This is a genomic window from Mesorhizobium cantuariense, from assembly GCF_042647205.1.
Classification (GTDB): Bacteria; Pseudomonadota; Alphaproteobacteria; order Rhizobiales; family Rhizobiaceae; genus Mesorhizobium; species Mesorhizobium cantuariense.
Genome location: NZ_JBHRVD010000001.1, coordinates 1 through 22,048 on the forward strand (window position 1 = coordinate 1; position 22,048 = coordinate 22,048).

The window sequence follows — 22,048 nt, forward strand, 5'->3', positions numbered from 1 at the left end:
CCGCGCCGCCAGCTTATCTTGTGCCATCTCTCACCAGACAGCATCACCTCGGCAGAGACCGGCGGCTGTCCGGGATGTGATATTGGCGGGCCTGCCGGTGGTCGCGACCGGGAAGATCAGATCAACATCGGCCGGATAGACGTTTTGGCGTCGCGATAGTCCTACCGCCCACAGCAGACCGCGCTCACTCAAAGCCTGACGAAAAGAGCTGCTCGACCCGTAGCCCGCGTCGGCAAGCACGCAGCCGAAACGCACGCCGGAGGCGATGACACGATCGATCTCTTCGATGGCGATCTCCGGCTTTGTCAGAGCGACCTGTCGATCCTTCGGGACGCGCGCCCGCATCATCCGCTCGGGATCATTCGTCCAGGTGTCGGGCAAGAAGAGCCGAAGGCCCACCATCACCGGCACTTCGCGTGAGGCCAGGGTCACCGACACCAGCGACTGGCAGTTGGACGTCTTGCCAAGCGACGAAGCGTATTGAGGCGCGACACCAACCGAATGTTGTCCCTTCTTCGGTAACGCTGTGTCGTCAATGACGAGAAAACCCGCCTCATCGCCGACCAGGCGATCTGCCTCCTTCAGCAGGGCGGCCTCGAGCGGAGCGCTGTCCCAAACCCCTGCCGCGACAAAATGATGAAGCTGATCGTAGCCGACATCGCCCGCTCGAGCGGCCATCGGTTGTACGCTCTTACGGTCGCCCGGCCCGATCAGACCAGCAATGTACAGCGGACACATCCGGCGCCGAGCTGGATGCGAAAGACCTGCCAAAAACGGTTGAAGCCAGTGCTCGAGATCGGCTTGCCAGTCCACATCCATTGATCGGCCCTCCACAAGCCGACCTCCCATGAATCACGCAAACTCTCTCTTGGGAATTCCAAAAACGCGCCGCTGCTAAAAATCTGCCAAAGTAGTGCTAGCATCATCAAAAACAAAACAACTCCCCACCACGACACGCGGTCACCGCCGCGCCCACGGTCATACCTTCGCCGATTGTACCGGTTATCTGCTAATTGGTGGACTCTGCCCCTATGGGGATGTTTCGACCTATTCGGTTTCGAGCGCATTCTTATCGCTCGCACCCAACGCCGTCATGATCTCGATCGAGACCATTTGGGTCGGATGGGCCTACCGCGACCGGGCCTTGCACAACCGGGTTGCCCTTGCCGCCAGCGCAGTCCAGATCGACGCTGCTGTTTGGAACCTGGCCGAGCGCGGCCGCAGGCGGCGCCACGCCGTGATACCGCTGGACAACCGTCGTCATGCGCTGGCCATCGCCTTCGATCTTGGTGTTGTTGCTGTTCGGATTGAACGGATCGACCGTTTGCAGCAACTCGTTCTGATTGAGCGAGTCGCCCGCTGCCAGCGTCACCGTCTCGTAGTTGTTCAAATAGTCGGCAGCACAGCCCGAAATAACAGAGGCGGCAACCGCGATCGACACTAAACCCCAACGCATTAAGGCATCCCCGACACCGGTCCTTGACTATGGGATATTGGGTGGTTGTTGTCGAATCGACAGGGAGAACGGAAATACGCCTTTTGGAGGAATGCCTTTAGGTCGGCTGGTTGGCCAGCAGTTTGAGAACTCGTATCCGCGTCGAGTTCTCAACTTCGACCAAGCGCGCCATCAAGGTGCCTCAGGCTTAACGTCAAGGATGGGCAGGCTGCAATAACGATGTTTGCCCGCTTTCTCGTGTATCCAAGCCTTTAGCGGCCTGTCCGCAATCGGCCCAACTAGGCGACCTGTCCGGAAAGCGCCGCATTGTCGAACTCGGAAGGCTTTGATTCAATTAGGATTCTGCTACAGCTTTGCGTTTGATTTTGCCGAAAATCGTGGCTTTGAGCTGCGATTTCCGGCAAATTGAAAGCGTACCCGTACGCGTGATTCGACGGTTGATGCGAAGCTGCGAGGGAGCGAGCGATGCGGCCGAAGGAACGACGCGAAAGCGGACAGACCGACCTGTTGCGATCCCGGCTCGACCAGATCCTCAACATGGATCATGCGCTGGTGAAACTGGCCCGGTCGATCGACTGGCGTTTCCTCGAAGAACGGCTCGGCGCGGTCTATGACGACGACCCCGGCCGGCCGCCGCTGCCAACCGGGTTGATGGCGGGCCTGGCCATCCTCAAGTCGATGCACAACCTATCCGACTAGGCGCTGTGCGAGCGCTGGCTTGAGAACCCCTATTACCAGCTGTTCTGCGGCGAGGAGTTCTTCCAGCACCGCCTGCCCCTTCGACCGCAGCTCGCTGACGTCTGCGCATGGGCGAGGAGCGGCTGATGGCCTTGCTCCAGGAGAGCCTTGCGGCAGCGACGCGGCTGGGGGGCGGCCAAACCGGCCGACGTCCGTGCGGTGATCGTTGACACCACAGTGCAGGAGAAGGCCATCACCTTTCCGACCGACGCCAAGCTGATGCATCGGGCCCGCGAGTGGCTGGTGAAGTTGGCCAAAAAAGCGGCATCGGCCTGCGCCAGTCCTATGCGCGGGTCGGCAAGTTCGCGCTGATCAAGCATCAGCGTTATGCCCATGCCAAGCAGTCCAAGCGCAAACCGGGCGCTTAAGCGGCTGCGCACCATGCTCGGCGCGGTGATCCGCGACATTACCCGCAAGCTCGCCGGGCAGCCCGAACTGCCCAGGTCTTCGCCCTGCCGCTGGCTTGCCCGGCGCGTCAGGGACCAGCGGCAGCGCGAGCGCGGCCGCAAGGTCTATTCCCTGCACGCTCCCGAGGTGGAATGCATCGGCAAGGGTAGGCCCACAAGCCTATGAGTTCGGCGTCGAGGTCTCGGTCGCCACCACGCTGCAGCGCAACCGCGGCGGCCAGTTCGTCGGCCCATGTCAAGGCGCTGCCCGGCAATCGCTATGACGGCCACACACTGGCCACCGTCATTCCCGCCATCGAAACCGCTATCGGTGCCAATCTCGGCAAGATCGTCGCCGATGCCGGCTATCGCGGCCACAACGCGCCGAAGGACAAGATGTTCAAGGTCCATGTCGCCGGCTACCAGGGGCGGCATCACCAAGGCCATCAAGCGGGCACTGCGACGCCGGGCCGCTGTCGAACCGGTCATCGGCCATCTCAAGCAGGACCACCGCATGGGCCGCAACTTCCTGGCCTTCACCGAAGCGACGCCAACAACGCCATGCTCGCCGGCGTCGGCTACAACTTCAGCCTCTTGCTCAACTGGCTGAGGCTTTTGTTTGCCTACCTCTTGGCGCTGCTGCAACCGCTGCGGCGTCACCGGTCCAGCCACGATCAGCCTGACCTCCGCAGCTCAACCGGAATAGCCTCTGAAACGGGGCTCGCCTACAACGCCGGTGCCGAATGGCTTTCTTCACGGGCGACTGAGGAGCTTCGAAAGGAAGACACGACCCGGCGATATCGTCGCCCTATGCCAAAGACCCTCGCATCTAGTCCGTTCTCAAAACCCTATCTTGATGCGACGGTCGCCGATGGAGGGTCACAAACGTAGGGCAATCGGTTCGCGATCGACTGAAAACGATGACCGTTCGTCTGCGGTGCTCAGACTGCCACCGAGTGCCTGGCTGTACTACTTTCGAAATATTTGTCGAACTTGGCCGCGATGCTTCGCACGAAAGGGCGACTTGCGGCCGGCACAACGAATTTGTCGCCATCAAGTTCAAGCAATCGAACCGGACCGTGGAGGGCCATGGAACTCGACTGCTGAAGGAGCCTCTGGCCGGCTTCGCCGAAGCGTTCTACCAGATCGATCGCCGAGAAGGCGAAGTCGCACATCAGCCGCTCGATGATCCAGCCACGGACGCGATCGTCGTCGGAAAGCGCGATGCCGCGGACGGCGGCCAGCCCGCCATCCGCGACCATGCGTCCGTACTCGGCGGGCGAGGCCATGTTCTGGACGTAGCCCTGACGAAAACGGCCGATGGACGAAGGACCGAGACCGATCAATGTCTCGCAGCGATCCTCTGTATAGCCTTGGAAGTTACGATGCAGGGCCCCTGTGCGGGCAGCCACCGCCAGCGCATCGCCCGGTTTGGCGAAATGGTCGAGCCCGATTGCTTCGTATCCCTTGTCCACAATCGCTCGTGCGGCAAGTTGCGATTGTGCGAACCGCTCCGTGGGACCGGGGAGCCATGCCTCTTCGATCATCGTTTGATGCTTCTTGAACCAGGGCACGTGAGCGTAGCCGAAAAGCGCCATCCTGTCCGGTTCCAGGGTCAGCGCCTGCGCTACGGTGGAACAGACGCTCCCCCTGGTCTGGTGCGGCAAGCCGTAGAGCAGATCGAGATTGACCGATTCGACGCCACGTGAACGAACTCCGTCGACGACTGCCTTGGTCTGCAAAAAGCTTTGCTCGCGGTTGATCACCTTTTGCACTTTCGAATCGAAATCCTGCACGCCGAGGCTCGCCCGCGTCATGCCAATTTCGGCGAGTGCATCCAGGTGTGCTTCATCCATGTCATTGGGTTCGATTTCGACGCTGATTTTCGCGTCCGGGAGAAAATCGAAGCTGTCCCGTAGGCGAACCCCCAATGCGACTAGATCTTCGGGCTTCACCATCGTCGGCGAACCGCCACCGAAATGGACCGCTCGGACACGACCCTTGCCGCTGACAAGACCGGCAACCGTGGTGATCTCCCCATGCAGCGATCGCAGATAAGCGGCCACCGGCTCGTAATGACGCGTCTGCTTGGTATGGCACGCACAGAACCAGCACAGCTTGTCGCAATAGGGGATATGAAGATAGAGCGATATCTCGTCACCGCTTCCGAGCGCCTGCGACCAGACGCGGTAAACGGCAGCATCGACGCCCGCATGGAAATGCGGCGCGGTCGGATAACTGGTATAGCGCGGGACGTTCTCGCCAAGTCTGGCAGCTAATTCCGGTCGCATATCGCGGTCCACCGTGTTTGCATCGCGGGACCCTAGATGCATCGCTGAGCCAAAGCATTGATTTCGGTCAACCCTCGGCATGGACAAACTGCCGCAGGATTTCTCTCGCACCGATTGTTATCCTGCCGGCATTTGGGATCAATAAAAGCGAGCGTAATGACGGTACAGCAGGACATTCACAGTTCCGGTATTCCCGTCCTTTGCCTGTCTTGCGAGGCACGCACGGCATCGCGGTGCCTGCGGTGCGCTCGACCCAGACCATTTGGTCGGGCTCGCCAAGACCTCGTGGCGTCACAAAATCGAGCCCGGGGTCAAACTGATCGGCGACGCCGAGGCCGTCGACAGCTATTCGAACGTGCTTTCAGGTGTGGTCAAGCTGACGAAAAGCCTTTCGGACGGTCGGCAGCAGATCGTCGGCCTCCAGTTCGCACCGGATTTTCTGGGACGGCCCTTCAAGGTGGAAAGCCCGATCAACGCGGAAGCGGCTACAGTTGTCTCCTTGTGCTCGTTTCCGAAGGCGGCGGTCGAGCGGATTATGAAGGAAGCACCGGAACTCGAGCATCGCCTATTCAAGCAGACGTTGATCGAACTCGACGCAGCCCGCGAATGGATGGTGACTGTGGGGCGCAGGACGGCACCAGAAAAGGTGGCGAGCTTTCTGCTCACGATCGCCCGGAATATCGATCGGACTGTTGATCCGGCGGCCAGGTCGGCGCGCTTCGATCTGCCGCTGACGCGTGTCGACATTGCTGACTTCCTGGCACTGAGGTTCGAGACCGTGAGCCGACAGCTGACGCGATTGCGGGCTGACGGCATAATCCGGATCGAGAACAATCGCCATGTGACGGTGGACAACATGAGCCGGCTGGAACAGCGCTGCGGCGGCTGAGGCGCGCGACAACCGCTCTTTCAATAAGACCTAAGTGACGGAACCTACGTCCGATACTCCGAGCCGCGGCGGGACATGCCTCTTCTTCGATCGCGATCTCCCGCCGCAAGCCTTTGAAGGAGCCGCGTAGCATGAACCCGACAGCTTCCGCATTGTCTATTGGGTCCATGGCCGATCGCCAGGAGTGTTTCGACCACTTCGTCGGCGAAGCATTGATCCTCGACATACTCGACGAGCAACCGGGTGGTGGAGGCAAGATCGACTCCGGCCGAGGTCAAGCACGCCTCATACGCCGGGAAAATGAACCGTCTCTTCGAACCTATAAACGTCACGGAGAAGTGAACGACCCGCGTTGCCTATGCCAAGACATTTGAGACGTTCGGAAAGGCATTGTTGACGCTTTCCAGCGCGCGTCGCAGAGCCTCAGTTTTCCCGATACGCCGCCTCTCATCACATCGTACGGAATCGCCTCCAAGCCGGGCCGGGCCGGGGACGTCGGACTCTCTCACGAACAGGCGGCTCGTGCTGCGTTTTCTCAGTCAATCGCCACCTTCTGATTGCACCGAGCTCAATGCTGCCCAGTAAATTCGTGCGGCTTTGACCTGGATCATGGCGGGCACGCGGCGGCTCGGCAAGTAATGCACCGCGGATTTGGCGTCCGCGGGAATTCGAGATCGGGACTTGCGATGAAATTCGGCACAGAGATCGCCCTTTTGAGCCTGTTTGCTTTTGCCGCCCTTGTGGCCGCCGGCTTCGGCGTGGATGAAACTTTTCGCCAGCACATGTGGGTTTTGTTCTTCACCGTGGCTGGCTTCACCGTGATCCTGATGCGCAACACGGAGTTCAAGCCCGCCGCTCCGATCGACCCCACGGCCTACATGGACGGTCCGGTCCGCTATGGCGCCATCGCCACCATGTTTTGGGGTGTTGTCGGCATGCTGGTCGGCGTGGTCATCGCGCTGCAGCTCGCCTACCCCGATCTCAACATCCAGCCCTGGTTCAATTTCGGCCGTTTGCGGCCGCTGCATACGTCGGGCGTGGTCTTCGCTTTCGGCGGCAACGCGCTGCTTTGCACGTCTCTATATGTCGTACAGCGCACCTGCCGCGCGCGGCTGTTCGGCGGCGATCTCGCCTGGTTCGTGTTCTGGGGTTACCAGCTCTTCATCGTCATGGCGGCGACCGGCTATCTGCTCGGCATCACCGAGAGCCGCGAATACGCCGAACCCGAATGGTATGTGGACATCTGGCTGACCATCGTCTGGGTCGCCTATCTCGTCCTGTTCCTCGGCACGATCCTGAAGCGCAAGGAACCGCATATCTACGTCGCCAACTGGTTTTACCTGTCCTTCATCGTGACCATCGCGATGCTGCATGTGGTCAACAACCTGTCGATGCCGGCCTCCTTCCTGGGCTCCAAGAGCTATTCCGCGTTTTCCGGTGTCCAGGACGCGCTGACGCAATGGTGGTACGGCCACAACGCCGTCGGCTTCTTCCTCACGGCCGGCTTTCTTGGCATGATGTATTACTTCGTGCCGAAGCAGGCGAACCGTCCGGTCTATTCGTACCGGCTGTCGGTTATCCATTTCTGGGCGATCATCTTTCTCTATATCTGGGCCGGCCCGCATCACCTGCACTACACCGCCTTGCCCGACTGGGCGCAGACGCTCGGCATGGCGTTTTCGATCATGCTGTGGATGCCGTCGTGGGGCGGCATGATCAACGGCGTGATGACGCTCTCCGGCGCCTGGGACAAGCTCCGCACCGATCCGATCATCCGCATGATGCTGATGGCCGTCGCCTTCTACGGCATGTCGACCTTCGAAGGCCCGATGATGTCGATCAAGACCGTCAACTCGCTATCACACTATACCGACTGGACGATCGGCCATGTCCATTCCGGACGCTGCGCTCGGTTGGGTGGGCATGATCTCGTTCGGTGCGATCTATTACATGGTGCCGAAGCTGTGGAACCGCGATCGACTGTATTCGCTGCGGCTCGTTACCTGGCATTTCTGGCTGGCGACGCTCGGGATCGTGGTCTACGCGGCGGTGATGTGGGTGTCCGGCATCATGCAGGGCCTGATGTGGCGCGAATACGACGAGCAGGGCTTCCTGGTCTACTCTTTCGCCGAAACCGTCGCCGCCATGCATCCCTACTATGTCATGCGAGCCATCGGCGGTGCGATGTATCTGTCCGGTGCCCTGATCATGGCATGGAATGTCGCCATGACCATTCGCGGTTACCAGCGCAAAGAACAGCCATTGCCGGGTTCCGTGCCCGCCCTCCAGCCCGGCGAATAAGGAGCCAGAAATGGGCTTGATGGACAAACACGCAGTCATCGAGAAGAACGCCACGCTCCTTCTCGTCGGGTCCTTGCTGGTCGTGACGGTCGGCGGCATCGTTGAGATCGCACCGCTCTTCTATCTCGACAACACGATCGAGAAGGTCGAAGGCATGCGGCCTTACTCGCCGCTCGAGCTCGCCGGACGCAACATCTATGTGCGCGAGGGCTGCTACCTCTGTCACAGCCAGATGATCAGGCCGTTCCGCGACGAAGTCGAGCGCTACGGCCACTACAGCTTGGCGGCCGAGTCGATGTACGATCATCCGTTCCAGTGGGGATCGAAGCGAACCGGCCCGGACCTCGCGCGCGTTGGCGACCGCTACTCCAACGAATGGCACGTCCAGCATCTCAACGCGCCACGCTCGGTGGTACCGGAATCGATCATGCCGAGCTACGCCTTCCTGAAGGGCACACCGATCGAGGTGAAGGATTTCTCGACGCATCTGATCGCGAACAGGCGAGTCGGCGTCCCCTACACAGACGAGATGATCGCCCAGGCAAATGCCGATCTGATGGCACAGGCTGATCCCAATGCCGACACGTCCGGTCTGGAAGGCCGCTACCCCAAGGCCAAGCTTGGCGACTTCGACGGCAACCCCCAACAGGTCACCGAAATGGATGCCCTTGTCGCTTACCTGCAGATGCTCGGCACGCTTGTTGATTTCAAAAACTACGACGAAGCCGCCGGCTACCGCTGAGGAGAATGTCGATGGATTACAATTTGATGCGGGAGTTTGCCGACAGTTGGGGCCTGCTCGCCATGGCTCTGTTCTTCATTGGCTGCATTGCATTTGCGCTCCGACCCGGCAGCCGCGGGCTGGCCGATGAAGCCGCCCGGATTCCTCTCGAGGAGGATTGATGATGAGCAACGAGCAAGTCGACGAAATCTCAGGGATCGCGACGACCGGCCATGAGTGGGACGGGATCAAGGAACTTAACAACCCACTTCCGCGCTGGTGGGTGATCACCTTCTACGTCACCATCGCCTGGGCAGCCGCCTATACGATTGCCTACCCCGCCTGGCCGATGCTCAGCTCCGCCACCAAGGGCGTTCTGGGCTTTTCCAGCCGAAACGACGTCAAGAACGAACTTGCGGCTGCCGAAGCAGCCAAAGGCACTTACGTCGCAGCCATCGAGCAGAAAAGCGTATCCGAAATTGTTGCCGACGATGCACTGCGCGAATTCGCCGTCGCAGCCGGTGGCGCCGCCTTCAAGGTCAATTGTGTGCAGTGCCACGGCTCCGGCGGGCAAGGTTCCGCGGGCTTTCCCAACCTCAACGACGACGACTGGCTGTGGGGCGGCAAGGCGGAGCAGATTCAGCAAACGATTATGCATGGCATTCGCTTTGCGTCCGACCTGGATACACGCGTTTCGGAAATGCCCGCTTTTGGCGACATCATAACGCCCGAGCAGATCACTCAGGTCAGCGCCTATGTCGCCAGCCTATCGGGGGCTGTCAAAGACGCGAGCCTGGTCGAGCCCGGCGCCAAGGTCTTCGCCGAGAACTGCGTGGCCTGTCATGGCGACAAGGCACAAGGCAACAGGGAGCTCGGCGCGCCCAATCTGACCGATGCGATTTGGCTCTACAGATCCGGCGAGACCGCCATCGCCGCCCAGGTCCGCGAGCCGAAGCATGGCATCATGCCGGCATGGGCCGGGCGCCTCGGCCAGACCGCAGTCAAGGAACTCACAGTCTATGTCCATTCGCTTGGCGGCGGAGAATAGGATCGGAAGCCTATTCTCGGCCCTCCCCGCCAAGCGACGAGGCCCGGCGCGCCGGGCCTCGACACATTCGGGCGTGCGGCGATTGTTCTGATTAATGGGGCGCTCCGTGTCGATGCGGCAAAACATGCTTAGCTCAGCATCTTGGACGTTACCCAAAGCAGACGAGTGCGGTTGCACGCCAATACCATCGGCGGCGCGCGAGGAGATGCCCGTGCTAAAGAAAACGCAGGTAGCGCCCCACGCAGCCGAGGCGGTCAATTCCGCCAAGACGCGGCAGCCGCTCTATGCCGCGCGCAAGAAGATCTTCCCGAAACGCGCCTCCGGCAACTTTCGCCGCTTCAAGTGGCTGGTGATGGCGATTACGCTGGGCATCTACTACCTGACACCCTGGCTTCGATGGGACCGCGGGTCATACGCCCCGGATCAGGCCGTGCTGCTCGATCTCGCCCATCGGCGATTCTACTTCTTCTTCGTCGAGATATGGCCGCAGGAATTCTATTATGTCGCCGGCCTTCTGATGATGGCCGGAATCGTTCTCTTCCTGATCACATCGACGGTTGGCCGGGCCTGGTGCGGCTATACCTGCCCGCAGACCGTTTGGGTCGACCTGTTCCTGGTGGTGGAGCGAGCGATCGAAGGCGATCGCAACGCCCGCATGAAGCTCGATGCAGGGCCATGGACAATGCGCAAGCTGGTGTTGCGGGTCTCCAAGCACGCTATCTGGCTGGTCATCGCGGTTGCAACGGGTGGCGCCTGGATTTTCTATTTCGCCGATGCCCCGACGCTGGCTTTGGACGTCGTAGAAGGCACCGCCGCTCCTGTGGCCTATGTGACCATCGCCGTACTAATGGCGACCACCTACACGTTCGGCGGACTGATGCGCGAGCAGGTCTGCACCTATATGTGCCCGTGGCCGCGCATTCAGGCGGCGATGCTGGATGAGAATTCGCTAACCGTCACCTACAATGACTGGCGCGGCGAACCGCGCTCGCGTCATGCCAAGAAGGCTATTGCCGCCGGGCAGCCGGTCGGCGATTGCGTCGACTGCAATGCCTGCGTCGCCGTTTGCCCGATGGGCGTCGACATTCGCGACGGCCAGCAGCTCGAATGCATAACCTGTGCGCTTTGCATCGACGCCTGCGACGGCATCATGGACAAGCTTGGCAGGGAACGCGGGCTGATCTCCTATGCGAGGCTTTCGGACTACAATGCCAACATGGCGCTTGCGACTGCCGGCGGCACCGTCCCGGTGAACCCGGCACTCGTCCGGACTGTCACAGGCGCATTTTCCGACGGCCTGGCACACTTCCAACTTCGCAACATCTTCCGTCTGCGCACCTTCATCTACCTCGGCGCATGGTCGGCGGTCGGACTGGCGCTGCTCATTTCGCTGCTCACACGCGAGAGGCTCGAGTTGAATGTCTTGCATGATCGCAACCCGCAATTCGTCTCGCTCTCCGACGGCTCTATCCGCAACGGCTACACCGTCAAGCTGCTGAACATGATCCCCGAGCCACGGACGATCGTCGTCACCATGCAAGGCTTGCCAGGGGCTGAAATGAACGTGGTCGGCGACGACATCCCGGCAGGCCGTTCCTTCGCCATTCCGGTCGAGCCCGACCGCCTGAAGATGCTGAAGGTCTTCGTGCGCCAGCCGGTCGATCAGATCCGCGGCATAGCGCAGACCTTCAAGTTCCGTGTCGAGGACAAGGCGAGTTTCGAGGCGGACGAATACACCGCCATTTTCAACGCGCCGGAGACCGCCAGATGAGTGCGAATACGCAGAAATCCCGCGAATTCACCGGCAGGCACATGTTGGCCATCATCCTTGCCTTTTTCGGAGTGGTGATCGCGGTCAATCTGACCATGGCGACGCTCGCCAACACGAGCTGGACCGGCCTTGTCGTCGAAAACACCTATGTGGCGAGCCAGCAATTCAACAAGCAGGCCGAGGAGGGTCGCGCGCAGGCAGCGCTCGGCTGGACCGGCAAGCTGACCATCGCTTGGGGCGAAGTTCGCTACGGGCTCACCGACTCCGCCGGCAAGCCTGTTCCCTTGCGTGGCGTCAAGGTGCTGTTTCGCCATCCCGCCTACGAAAAAGAGGACAAGGCCGTCACGCTCACGCTCGCCTCCGGCCAGGAGTTTGCCGCGCAGCACATGCCGAAGGACGGCGTCTGGATCGTCGAGATCGACGCCGATGCCGGTCTGGCGAAACCCTATCGCGACGTCCGCAGGATCATGATTTCCCATGGAGCGCTGCAATGAGCTGTTGTGCGCCGGGCGCTGAAATGGCGCTGGATGTCTCGAGCACCACATCGGCCCTGCCGTCTAGCGAGGAGATCAGGCTGGCGAGCCGATCGCTTGGCGATGACCTTCGCCAGACCGATCTTTCCGTGCCGACAGTTCATTGCGCAGCCTGCATCCAGACGATCGAGACGGCGTTGGGAAAGCTCGATCGCGTCGAGGGTGCGCGCGTCAACCTGTCGACGAAGCGCGTCGCGGTCCGGTGGCGTGGGGACGAGGTTCCACCGTTCGTCGTCCGCGATTGGGCGGGTCGGCTACCAGGCGCATCTCTTCGCTCCCGAGGCCGACGCGAAGGACAGGACGCTTTCGGAGTTGATCCGCGCCGTAGCGGTCGCCGGGTTCGCGGCGGGCAACATCATGCTGCTTTCGGTCTCTGTCTGGTCAGGTGCTGAAGGTGCAACCCGTGACCTGTTCCACTGGGTCTCGGCGCTTCTCGCCATCCCTGCCCTCGCCTTCGCCGGCGGCATCTTCTTCCGCTCGGCCTGGAATGCGTTGCGCCACGGCCGCATGAACATGGACGTGCCTATCGCGGTCGGGGTGTCGCTCGCCTACGCCATGAGCCTCTATGAGACGATCAACCATGGCGATCACGCCTATTTCGATGCGTCGGTGTCGCTGCTGTTCTTCTTGTTGATCGGCCGCACGCTGGATCATGTCATGCGGGAACGTGCCCGGACCGCCGTGAAAAGCCTGTCGCAGCTGGCGGCGCGTGGCGCAATGGTCCTGCGCAGCGATGGTGCACGCGATTACTTGCCGGTTGGCGAGATCGAACCAGGCATGTTGCTGCTGATCGCAGCCGGCGAAAGGATACCCGTCGACGGCAAGATCATTCAGGGGGCGTCGGATCTCGACTGCTCGCTGGTTTCCGGCGAGAGCACGCCGAAAACCGTGGCGTCGGGGGAACGGGTTCAGGCCGGTACGCTCAATCTCACCGGCTCGCTGACGATCGAGGCGACAGCCGCCGCGAAGGATTCATTCCTGGCGGAAATGGTTCGCCTGATGGAGGCCGCCGAGGGCGGCCGGGCGCATTATCGCCGGATCGCCGATCGCGTTTCGGCGCTCTATGCCCCTGTGGTTCACCTGACCGCCTTCGTGACGTTCCTTGGCTGGATGGCGGCAACCGGCGACTGGCATAGGGCGATCACCATCGCCATTGCTGTTCTCATCATCACATGCCCGTGCGCGCTCGGCCTCGCCGTGCCGATCGTTCAGGTGGTCGCCGCGCGGCGCCTGTTCGAGAACGGCATCATGGTCAAGGACGGTTCGGCCATGGAGCGCCTGGCGACGATCGACGCAGCGGTATTCGACAAGACGGGGACACTCACGCTCGGCCAGCCGCGGCTCGTCAATGCATCGTCCATCGATCCAACGATGCTGGCGATCGCAGCCGACATGGCCGCGCATTCCCGCCATCCGTTTTCAAGGGCGATGGCCGGCTTTGCGGGGTTTTCCGGCCAGCCCAAGCTCGAATCCGTCAGCGAATATCCGGGCTTCGGGATCGAAGCCAGCGCCGCCGGAAACACTTGGCGTCTTGGCCGGCGCGGATGGGCTGGATGGAAAGCCCGAACCGGCGGCGAAGGCAAATTAGGCGGGTTCGGTGCGACAGTCCTCTCGAAGAATGGGATCATCACCGCATCCTTTGCTTTCGAGGATGCGCTGCGCCCCGATGCCAGCGCAGCCGTTAAGCAACTGAAAGATACCGGCCTGTCGGTGGAAATGCTGTCGGGCGATACGGCAAGGGCCTGCGGCGAGGTGGCCGAAACATTGGGTGTCGATCGTTTCGTTCCCGCGATGCTTCCCTCCGGCAAGGTCGAACGGATCGAGACGCTGGCGAAAGGCGGACATAAGGTTCTGATGGTCGGCGACGGGCTTAACGATACGCCTGCGCTGGGCGCGGCGCATGTCTCGATTGCTCCGGCGACCGCCGCCGACATTGGCCGCAACGCGGCGGATTTTGTCTTCTTGCGCGATAGCCTTCTGGCAGTACCCCTCGCGCTGGATATTTCCAGGAAGGCAGGTCAGCTGATCCGCCAGAACATCGCCATAGCGATCGTCTACAACACCGTCGCGGTGCCGATCGCCATTCTGGGACATGTCACGCCGCTGATCGCGGCGGTCGCGATGTCCGCCTCGTCGCTCCTGGTCATCGGAAATGCGTTGCGCTTGCAAGGATTTGCGTCGAACGCTCCGGCCAGAATTGCTCCGCACAACAGACGCTCCCGCATCGGCGAATGGGCACGAATGTCATGACGACGCTCGTCTACCTCATACCCGTGGCTCTGTTCCTCGGAGCGCTTGGGCTCTCTGGCTTTCTTTGGGCTCTGAGGAGTGGCCAATACGAGGATCTTGATGGAGCTGCCGAGCGGATTCTCATCGAACGGGACGACAAGCCGGAACGCTGATTGATGGCAACAGCTATCGGCATCATCGCCCGCTCGGATGTCGTGACGCATCGCGCTTGATCATCTTGGGCCGCCAGTCCAACAGTGAGGCCGCCAGACCAGCCTCTCGCGCGCTCGCCAACACGTCCGCACCCGGCTACTTCAAACCGTGCCGTAGCTTCTGCCGACCAGCGTCGCCGCGGACGCTGCGGGCTTGCCGCCGGACGGTTCGGAACCGTCGCGGGCCACCTTATACCAAGAGTCATGGGGTAGAGGCCCAGGATAAAGCGCCGATTGGGTGAATGGATCGGCCGCGCATTCGACGGGTAGAGTGAGGTAAATCGCTTGATATCTGCAGCGCCGACCTGGACCGGTTCCATCGCCACCATCCACTCGACGTTTTCGGTGCAGGGCGTCGTCGTCAATGATCCCTCATAGGTCCAGTAGCCAAGCGAGGCCGGCAGAAGACCGTTGGGATCGACCTCGTCGACCGCCATCTCCTCGCCTAGCCGCATGGGAAAAGCTTCGGCAAGGCCGGCAAAGCCGGCATTTGTCGCGCCTGGTGTCAGAAAGACGCCCAGCACACCCAGAGTATCGCGGTTCTGTGTCTTTATGGACGAAATGCACTTCCATCGGGAAACTTTTGCCCGCCACGTGGTGTTCGCTCGGTGCATGGAAATGGAACGGTATCAGTTCGTAGATCCGATCCCCCCCGCGGGTTAGCGTGCTGCCTTCCGGCATGTTGATTTGAATGGCGTGGCCGTTGTTCACCATCTTGCCGCCGCCCTTGTGCCAACCAATAGAGATGTGCGGAATATCCGCCTTGACTGCGCTGTTGATATCGATCGGTGATTGCTGCGTGCCCGCCGAGCAGACGAAATTTTTCATATCCAGATCGGCCCAGTACTCGGGTCCGACCGGGCCAGCATATCCCCAATGGGTGCTCGCCGCATCCGCGGCCTGAGCGCAAATCGGGCATGCGCCGAACCCTTTGATCAGACTACGACGGTCCATATGCTTTCGCTCCTTGGTGCGAACTGGTGTTTTTCTAATTGAGGCTGCGAGGTTGCGAGTTTGACACATGCATCAGCGACCCAGAACTGGGCTATCGTGATTGTCGTGAGCGCTGGCGACGATAAGTTTGTCCCGGACCTTTTTACAATGATCCATTAAGGCGTTCACCTCGGCGATCACGCGATCCGGCGTGATATCGAACTTGCAACGGACTTTACGCAGCGGCACACTTTGTCCAGACCACATCCGCGAGATTTCGAGAATCTGCTGTGTGAAAAATGCGCCGCCATGTGATCGGGTGCAGGGCAGGGCGATGCCTGGCGCATGGCTCGGCCTTCCTTTCCATAACGCGCGGCCGCCGTTGTCGGCTGTCTGGGCTTGTGCCGCGCCCCAACCGCCCGTTGGTTCACGAGACCGCAATGAGGATAGTCAATCGACCTTTCTTTCATTTGTGAAAGGAAGCTCAGATGATAGAATTCCATCAGGTCATATATTTTCCCGCAGATAGATGTCGAACGGCAGAAATGTCTGCCCCGGTGTCTCCGCGGTGCCGGTCTCGATGGCCCGGACTACCAATGTCATCAGCTCCTGGCAAAGCCGGCTAAGTGGCGTGGCGACCGCCATCGTGATGATGTTATCTGCGAGCGCCGCCCGTGACTCCGGCGTGATTTCATTCACGATCGCCACGAGATCCTGACCTTGGCCCTCTTCACGAAGCGCGGAGATGGCGCCCTCCATGCCCCCGCCGGCCAGATAGAAGCCGGCGAGTTCAGGTTCCCTCTGCATGAGATCCAGCGTTGCTTCGTAGGTGATCTGCCGTTTCTCGAGGTTCATGAACGTATCGAGCACCTCGAATGTCGGCGCGTTCTCACGGAAATAGGAGCGAAAGCCAACATCGCGGAGCTCGTGCCCCTGGAAACGATGGCTGCCGACAAACACCGCCACCTTACCGGGCCGTTTTGCGACCCTGGAAAACATCCAAGCGGCCGTCCGCCCCACCTTACGGTTGTTGAGGCCGATATAGCCCTGGCGCACGCCGGTGGCGAAATCGGAAAGCAGTGAGAAAACCGGAATGCCTTTTGCCTTGAGCTCCTCGACCGCAGCCGTAATCTTCGGGTGGTCCGGCGCCACCATGGCGATGGCGTGGCAGCGTGCGCCCAAATCCTTGAGGAGCGCGACCAGGTCGCCCGGCACATGTGACGGCGCGAATTCGATGAGCGGAATACCATGGAAGGACTGGGCCGTGCTGACCGAGGCTTCGAGCTCGCGCGCGAGGTCTTGGTAGAATTTCTGGGCGGGTTTTCTCAAGATGAAGCCCAGCCGATAGTGCGGCAAGTCCCGCTGCAGGCGTTGCTTGATGAGACCGGCAGCATGATAGCCGATGGCGCGGGCGGCCTCGTGGACCCGCCGCGCGGTTTCCTCTCGCACGGGATGGCGGGCGTTCAGCACCCGATCGACTGTTGCGACGCTGACCCCGGCTTCGCGGGCAAGATCGGCAATTGTGGGACGCTTGGCCATGTTCCAATTCTGATTTGTTTTATGCCGTTGGCTCTCTATCGACCAGCGCGCCTCGGCCACGATCACGGGCGGCAAAAATGAAGGCGTGCGCATGCTCCGTGATCGACAAACAGGACTGCAAGCGTAGCCGGGCGCCTATCAACATACGATTCGTTTGCTTGTGGCACTCATAATTTTGCGCTCACCGCATTAGCGCTCTGATTCCATGAGCTCGCGAAGCGCCGTTTGGAGCCTGCGGTTCGATGTTTATTTCTTGTGACGAGTGCGACGACCTAACAGGTCGATGGGCGTTTGATCGGTTGGCCGGTTTAATGTCTCGACAATCTGGTGACCGCGGAAGGCGGCTTGCAACTGCACTTGGTCCAATTCGCCTTCCCAGCGGGCCACGACGAGCGATGCCACTGCGTTACCGACGAAATTCGTGAGCGCCCGGCATTCGGACATGAAGCGGTCGACGCCAAGGATCAGAGCCATGCCGGCAACGGGAACACTCGGTACTACGGAGAGCGTAGCGGCTAGCGTGATGAAGCCCGCGCCGGTGACACCTGCAGCACCCTTCGAGGAGAGCATCGCGACGAGCAGCAGGAGGACCTGATCGCCGATCGAGAGATCCGTATTCGTCGCCTGCGCGATGAAAAGGGCCGCAAGCGTCATGTAGATGTTGGTGCCGTCCAGATTGAAGGAATATCCGGCCGGGATGACCAGACCAACCACGGAGCGCTTGGCGCCAGCCTTTTCCATCTTTTCAATGAGCGAGGGCAGCGCGGCCTCCGAGGAGGATGTTCCCAGGACAAGCAGCAGCTCTTCCTTGATGTAGCGGATGAGAGAAAAGATCGAAAAGCCGTTGTAACGGCAGACCGCGCCGAGAACCCCGAACACGAAGAGGAAGGCGGTGAAATAGAACGTCCCGACCAGCATCGCCAGGTTCACGACCGAACCGACGCCATATTTGCCGACCGTGAAGGCCATGGCGCCGAAAGCGCCGATCGGCGCAGCCTTCATCAGAATGCCGACCAGCTTGAAGACGGGCGCGATCAGCGCCTGGAAAAAGCAAGTGACCGGCGTGGCCGTCTCTCCGGCCATCGCCAGAGCAATGCCGAACAGAACCGAGAAGAACAGGACCTGCAGGATGTCGCCGTCCGTGAAGGCACCGACGATCGTTGACGGGATGATATTCATCAGGAAGTCGGTCACGGACTGCTCGTGGGCTTTTGCGGTATAGGTATTCACGGCCTGGACATCGAGCGAGGCCGGATCGATGTTGAGGCCGGCGCCAGGCTGAACGACATTGGCGACGATAAGGCCGACGATCAATGCGAGCGTCGAAAAGGTGAGGAAATAGACCATCGCCTTGCCGACAACGCGGCCGACCTGCTGGAGATCGTTCATGCCGGCGATGCCGGTCGCAATTGTCAGGAAGATGACAGGGGCGATGATCATCTTGACGAGCTTGATGAAGGCATCGCCGAGCGGCTTCAGGCTCTCGCCGAGTTCCGGATAGAAATGGCCAATTGCGACGCCGAGGATGATGGCAGCAAGCACCTGCGCGTAAAGCCTGGCATAGAAGGGTTTGCGGGGCGCGGGACTCGCGCTGGGGACTTGTGGGGCTGACACTGTTTCTCTCCCTGACCGGATTGGGGCGGGCTGTTCATGCCCTTCACAGGCTTCTCCCATCGCGGCGCCGGTCGAACGCTGCTGCCATCTCGCCGCAAGTGCCGTGCCAAATGGAAGACCTGTGTCACAACGTCCTCTCCCGAGCTTTTGTCACGCCGCGCAAGCGGCCTTGTGCGGATAATCGCACAGTCTGCCTTCACCCCTAGCGGAATCTCGCACGAAGATTCGCCAACGGTCGGTCTGAAGAATGCATAAGATTGATAAGGGCGCGCCTTCAAGCAGGTCTTTTTGTTCCCTGGCAGATCGGCCGTCGGTCGACCTCTTGGGCTTGCGGTTTTGCTCGCCCCTCGCTTTTGTCGTCTTTGCGACGAGCCGCATCGTTGGCACCAGCAAAGGGCGTATTCCTTACGCGACCGTGTCCTTGCCGCGCTCGCGCTGCAATCGACACTTTGAAATAGGACGTCTAGAAGCAGAGACCGCTGGTTCCCGACCCGCGATGGTGCGGTTCAAAAGAGGCTTCGCAGTCGTCGCGCTCCCAAGGACGCCGCGCTCGACGACTTCGTGCCGTCGCACGCGAAACCGCCTGCTGTATCTTCTCCGTCATCAATGACGAGGGGAATGGCGGTTGCCGCAAGCAACGCCAGTGAGCCCACCAGTCTCGTCGGCAGCGATAACCTGTTCCGCCATTACTTCAATAGGCGTATGCGCTCGGCCGTCAGCGCGTGCCGGGGACCGCGGAGGCGCTGGGCAGACCTTCCTTCCATGACGCGCGGCCGTCGTTCTTGGCTGTCTGGCTTCTGCCGCCCAACAACCACCCGTTGATTTAGGAGACCGGAATGAGGGAGGAGAGTCAATCGAACTCTCTTTCATTTGTGAAAGGAAACCAGCCGTCTATGATAGCATTCCATCAGAAATTTCCCGGCAGATGGAATTGGAACGGCAATGTCTGCGACGTGATACGTCAGGCCGTTTCTCGCGCTTGACCGTGACCAGGGCCCGATCGGCCGCGACGTACAGTCCATCCGATCGAGGACAGCCCGACCGACCTCACGGCGGTCGGGCCCTGACCAAGGTGTTAAGGCGATGCAAAACTGCAAAGTGTTCTTCCGTCCCTTTTGCAAGTGACGAGACAATTAGAAGCTCTGCCGTCCAACGGACCAGCACCGGATTTAGGTTGCGTCAAACTAAAACACAAATGAGAACCCATTTCCATTGCCGGCACGCATAATGGAAAGTGCGGTTGCAGCCATCGAACGCCAATAACTGTATCCAGAAGACGGCAACATCAGCTTGAGGGAGGCGGCCTCCAATGCCTACGGCGTCTCCAAGGATCAGGTGATCGCAGGTAACGGATCGTCTGAACTCCTCGGGCTCATTTACAGAGCTTTCCTTGCCCCCGGGCGATAGGGTGGCGAGGATGTCGCCAGTTTTTTCGTTCAACTGCAAACTTGACATGATGCAAGGTGCTCAATTTCTCGAAATTGGATCGAGCGAAGCTAAAGCGCCATTTCTTGTTACTCCGAATGGTCGTCATTGGGCGTTCTGAAGCAGATGCGTATTCGCTCGCCGCACCTGCTTACGAATGATGGCTCAGGAGTTTTAGATTCGTTCACGACCTTAATGCCATCGCGACTCCGCCAAACTTGCCGCTGACCTTCGATGCAGCAATCGGGAGTGAATTGTGCGTAGTAGGATCGGCCGTCTATGCGAAAGACTCTGCTTGATCAGTTGGAAGAGGCAGGTTCCAACTAGCTTCTTTGTCAACGGGCATTTGGGAATCTGCCGCTAGATGCTTCCCTATACACCGCAATGACGATTCAATCCGAAATTACGACACGAGTTGGCTGACCATGAATTCGCTGTCCGATTGGTCGCTCCCGGTATTAGCTTCTACCTGGGTTGCGCGAGCTTGCAGGTTGCCGAAACGCCGGTTTCGCGGCGAAAGCGGAACGGATTTGACTTAGCGCAAAGACACAGGAGAGCCGCAGCGGTAAGAATGACAGTTATCGGCATAGGACGGTAAACCGTTGCGGACCTCGATCCTGACAAAATATCACAAGGCCCGCCTGCCTTGGTACACCATCTATCCGACTGTGCCGGAGTTCTCCGAGGCGGTCGGTGCCGAGTCATACAAGGAATGGCTGAGGGACCTGCCGGCCGAGGAATCGGTGTCACTCTATCTCCACATTCCGTTCTGCCGATCGTTGTGCTGGTATTGCGGCTTCCCTACCACCATCACCCGGCAGGATGCCCCGATCATCAAGTATCTCGCGGTGCTGCGTGACGAGATCCGGTTGGTCTTGGAGCAAGTGCCGCAACCGCTGCCCGTGAGCGACGTGCATTTCGGCGGTGGAACGCCGACCCTCATTGGGCCAGCGGAGTTCTTGGCCATGATGGAACTCCTGGGCCGCGGTTTCGCGTTGAGGAAAACGGCTATGGTCGCCGTCGAGATCGACCCACGAACGTTCACGGCCGAGATGGCCGAAGCCTTAGGAGCAGCCGGCGTGAACCGGGCGAGCCTCGGCGTGCAGACCTTCGACCCCATTGTTCAAAAAGAGATCAACCGGGTCCAGAGTGAGGCGCAAACGGCCGCTGCCGTCGAAATGCTGCGTCGACATGGAGTAAGCCGCATCAATTTCGACCTCATCTTGGGCCTCCCGCATCAGACGGTGCGGTCCTGCATCGAAACCGCGACGGCGGCGATCGCCATGCGCCCCAGCCGGCTTGCGGTGTTCGGCTACGCGCACATTCCGTCCCTTATAAAGAATCAGCGCCTGATCGACGAGGCAGCGCTGCCGGACAGCGCTGCTCGCGCCGAACATGCTGCGGCCGTAGCCGAGACGCTGGTTGCCGCAGGCTACCGAGAGATCGGGCTCGATCATTTCGCCTTGCCGGACGACGAACTCGCGCTGGCACAAAAAACCGGTCGCCTGCGGCGTAACTCGCTGGGCTATTCGGCCGACACCTGCAAAACCCTGATCGGGTTCGGCGCGTCGGCTATCGGCCGTGTCGGCGAGGGGTACGTCCAGAACGAGGTTACACGGGATTCCTACACCAGGCACATCGCAGCTGGGCATCTGGCGACGTCAAAGGGCTACCGCCTCACCGACGAAGACCGCGTGCGAGCCGCAATCATCGAGCGGCTGATGAGCGATCTCGAGGCCGATGTGCCGGCAATCTGCGCCGCCCATAGATCTGATCCGAGCCGCTTTCTCGATTCAGCTGAACGCTTGGCGATGCTGGCCGAGGACGGGATAGTGGACATCGAAAAGGGTTTCATCCGCGTGCGGCAGGAGCATCGCTTTGTGATTCGCGCTGTTGCTGCCGCATTCGATGTCTTTCTCGACCGGGTTGCCCCGTAAGCCCAGCCAGGCAGCGTGAGGGAGG

General features: G+C 60.4%; 12 protein-coding genes and 8 pseudogenes. 14 read left to right on the top strand and 6 right to left on the bottom strand.

The window, feature by feature from the left end:
- Both ACFOJ9_RS00005 and ACFOJ9_RS00010 read right to left on the bottom strand, forming a co-directional pair.
- Window positions 1-856: pseudogene (locus ACFOJ9_RS00005) on the bottom strand (IS701 family transposase); the annotation flags it as partial.
- 213 nt (window positions 857-1,069) lie between these two features.
- A complete protein-coding gene (locus ACFOJ9_RS00010; RefSeq protein ID WP_378976325.1) occupies window positions 1,070-1,456 on the bottom strand; it encodes a calcium-binding protein in 387 nt (128 codons plus the stop codon).
- A 465-nt stretch (window positions 1,457-1,921) separates the two neighbouring features.
- Here ACFOJ9_RS00010 and ACFOJ9_RS00015 point away from each other — a divergent pair.
- Window positions 1,922-3,228 (top strand): annotated as a pseudogene (locus ACFOJ9_RS00015) (IS5 family transposase); the annotation flags it as partial.
- A 293-nt stretch (window positions 3,229-3,521) separates the two neighbouring features.
- On the opposite strand, the gene hemN (ACFOJ9_RS00020) reads toward ACFOJ9_RS00015, so the two are convergent.
- A complete protein-coding gene (hemN, locus tag ACFOJ9_RS00020; protein WP_095084250.1) occupies window positions 3,522-4,871 on the bottom strand; it encodes an oxygen-independent coproporphyrinogen III oxidase in 1,350 nt (449 codons plus the stop codon).
- A 156-nt stretch (window positions 4,872-5,027) separates the two neighbouring features.
- Between hemN (ACFOJ9_RS00020) and ACFOJ9_RS00025 the strand changes: the two are divergent.
- The 10 genes and pseudogenes from ACFOJ9_RS00025 to ccoS all read left to right on the top strand — a co-directional run bounded on the left by ACFOJ9_RS00025 (window position 5,028) and on the right by ccoS (window position 14,536).
- Window positions 5,028-5,760 (top strand): annotated as a pseudogene (locus ACFOJ9_RS00025) (Crp/Fnr family transcriptional regulator).
- Window positions 5,761-5,891: 131 nt separating this feature from the next.
- Entirely contained in the window at window positions 5,892-6,134 is a 243-nt protein-coding gene (locus tag ACFOJ9_RS00030) for a hypothetical protein (RefSeq protein ID WP_378976327.1), read from the top strand.
- Between the two features lie 312 nt (window positions 6,135-6,446).
- Window positions 6,447-8,061 (top strand): annotated as a pseudogene (gene ccoN / locus ACFOJ9_RS00035) (cytochrome-c oxidase, cbb3-type subunit I).
- A 10-nt stretch (window positions 8,062-8,071) separates the two neighbouring features.
- Window positions 8,072-8,803: a cytochrome-c oxidase, cbb3-type subunit II gene (gene ccoO, locus ACFOJ9_RS00040; RefSeq protein WP_095082120.1), complete on the top strand. Its 732-nt coding sequence runs from the start codon at window positions 8,072-8,074 to the stop codon at window positions 8,801-8,803.
- An 11-nt stretch (window positions 8,804-8,814) separates the two neighbouring features.
- Window positions 8,815-8,964: a cbb3-type cytochrome c oxidase subunit 3 gene (locus ACFOJ9_RS00045; RefSeq protein ID WP_095082116.1), complete on the top strand. Its 150-nt coding sequence runs from the start codon at window positions 8,815-8,817 to the stop codon at window positions 8,962-8,964.
- 2 nt (window positions 8,965-8,966) lie between these two features.
- Window positions 8,967-9,830, top strand: a complete 864-nt coding sequence (gene ccoP, locus ACFOJ9_RS00050; protein WP_095082114.1) for a cytochrome-c oxidase, cbb3-type subunit III — start codon at window positions 8,967-8,969, stop codon at window positions 9,828-9,830.
- Window positions 9,831-10,035: 205 nt separating this feature from the next.
- The gene (ccoG, locus tag ACFOJ9_RS00055; RefSeq protein WP_378976329.1) at window positions 10,036-11,601 is read left to right on the top strand and encodes a cytochrome c oxidase accessory protein CcoG; all 1,566 of its coding nucleotides are present in this window, start codon (window positions 10,036-10,038) and stop codon (window positions 11,599-11,601) included.
- Complete coding sequence (locus ACFOJ9_RS00060; protein WP_378976331.1) at window positions 11,598-12,095, top strand: FixH family protein; 498 nt, start codon at window positions 11,598-11,600, stop codon at window positions 12,093-12,095. Before ccoG ends, ACFOJ9_RS00060 begins: the two co-directional genes overlap by 4 nt.
- A pseudogene (locus ACFOJ9_RS00065) lies at window positions 12,092-14,384 on the top strand (cation-translocating P-type ATPase). Before ACFOJ9_RS00060 ends, ACFOJ9_RS00065 begins: the two are co-directional and overlap by 4 nt.
- Window positions 14,381-14,536 carry a cbb3-type cytochrome oxidase assembly protein CcoS gene (gene ccoS / locus ACFOJ9_RS00070; RefSeq protein WP_095082106.1) on the top strand — a complete coding sequence of 52 codons (156 nt, stop codon included), beginning with the start codon at window positions 14,381-14,383 and terminating at the stop codon, window positions 14,534-14,536. Before ACFOJ9_RS00065 ends, ccoS begins: the two are co-directional and overlap by 4 nt.
- Window positions 14,537-14,787: 251 nt before the next feature.
- Here ccoS and ACFOJ9_RS00075 read toward each other — a convergent pair.
- The 3 genes and pseudogenes from ACFOJ9_RS00075 to ACFOJ9_RS00085 all read right to left on the bottom strand — a co-directional run.
- Window positions 14,788-15,529: pseudogene (locus ACFOJ9_RS00075) on the bottom strand (carbonic anhydrase); the annotation flags it as partial.
- Between the two features lie 486 nt (window positions 15,530-16,015).
- Entirely contained in the window at window positions 16,016-17,047 is a 1,032-nt protein-coding gene (locus ACFOJ9_RS00080) for a LacI family DNA-binding transcriptional regulator (protein ID WP_095084249.1), read from the bottom strand.
- Window positions 17,048-17,293: 246 nt separating this feature from the next.
- Window positions 17,294-18,661 (bottom strand): dicarboxylate/amino acid:cation symporter, encoded by a 1,368-nt coding sequence (locus ACFOJ9_RS00085; RefSeq protein ID WP_245331020.1) that lies wholly within the window; start codon window positions 18,659-18,661, stop codon window positions 17,294-17,296.
- Window positions 18,662-19,752: 1,091 nt separating this feature from the next.
- Between ACFOJ9_RS00085 and ACFOJ9_RS00090 the strand changes: the two are divergent.
- From ACFOJ9_RS00090 to hemN (ACFOJ9_RS00100), 3 genes and pseudogenes are all read left to right on the top strand, one after another.
- Window positions 19,753-20,159: pseudogene (locus ACFOJ9_RS00090) on the top strand (histidinol-phosphate aminotransferase); the annotation flags it as partial.
- Window positions 20,160-20,175: 16 nt separating this feature from the next.
- A pseudogene (locus tag ACFOJ9_RS00095) lies at window positions 20,176-20,509 on the top strand (LLM class flavin-dependent oxidoreductase); the annotation flags it as partial.
- Between the two features lie 179 nt (window positions 20,510-20,688).
- Complete coding sequence (gene hemN, locus ACFOJ9_RS00100; RefSeq protein WP_095082102.1) at window positions 20,689-22,023, top strand: oxygen-independent coproporphyrinogen III oxidase; 1,335 nt, start codon at window positions 20,689-20,691, stop codon at window positions 22,021-22,023.
- Window positions 22,024-22,048: the final 25 nt, after the last annotated feature.

Coding starts and splice junctions, on each gene's coding strand:
- ACFOJ9_RS00080 (WP_095084249.1), bottom strand. CDS start 17,047: ATGGCCAAGCGTCCCACAATTGCCGATCTTGCCCGCGAAGCCGGGGTC.
- ACFOJ9_RS00030 (WP_378976327.1), top strand. CDS start 5,892: ATGAACCCGACAGCTTCCGCATTGTCTATTGGGTCCATGGCCGATCGC.
- ACFOJ9_RS00060 (WP_378976331.1), top strand. CDS start 11,598: ATGAGTGCGAATACGCAGAAATCCCGCGAATTCACCGGCAGGCACATG.
- hemN (WP_095084250.1), bottom strand. CDS start 4,871: ATGCGACCGGAATTAGCTGCCAGACTTGGCGAGAACGTCCCGCGCTAT.
- ccoG (WP_378976329.1), top strand. CDS start 10,036: ATGCCCGTGCTAAAGAAAACGCAGGTAGCGCCCCACGCAGCCGAGGCG.
- ccoS (WP_095082106.1), top strand. CDS start 14,381: ATGACGACGCTCGTCTACCTCATACCCGTGGCTCTGTTCCTCGGAGCG.
- ACFOJ9_RS00010 (WP_378976325.1), bottom strand. CDS start 1,456: ATGCGTTGGGGTTTAGTGTCGATCGCGGTTGCCGCCTCTGTTATTTCG.
- ccoP (WP_095082114.1), top strand. CDS start 8,967: ATGAGCAACGAGCAAGTCGACGAAATCTCAGGGATCGCGACGACCGGC.
- ccoO (WP_095082120.1), top strand. CDS start 8,072: ATGGGCTTGATGGACAAACACGCAGTCATCGAGAAGAACGCCACGCTC.
- ACFOJ9_RS00045 (WP_095082116.1), top strand. CDS start 8,815: ATGGATTACAATTTGATGCGGGAGTTTGCCGACAGTTGGGGCCTGCTC.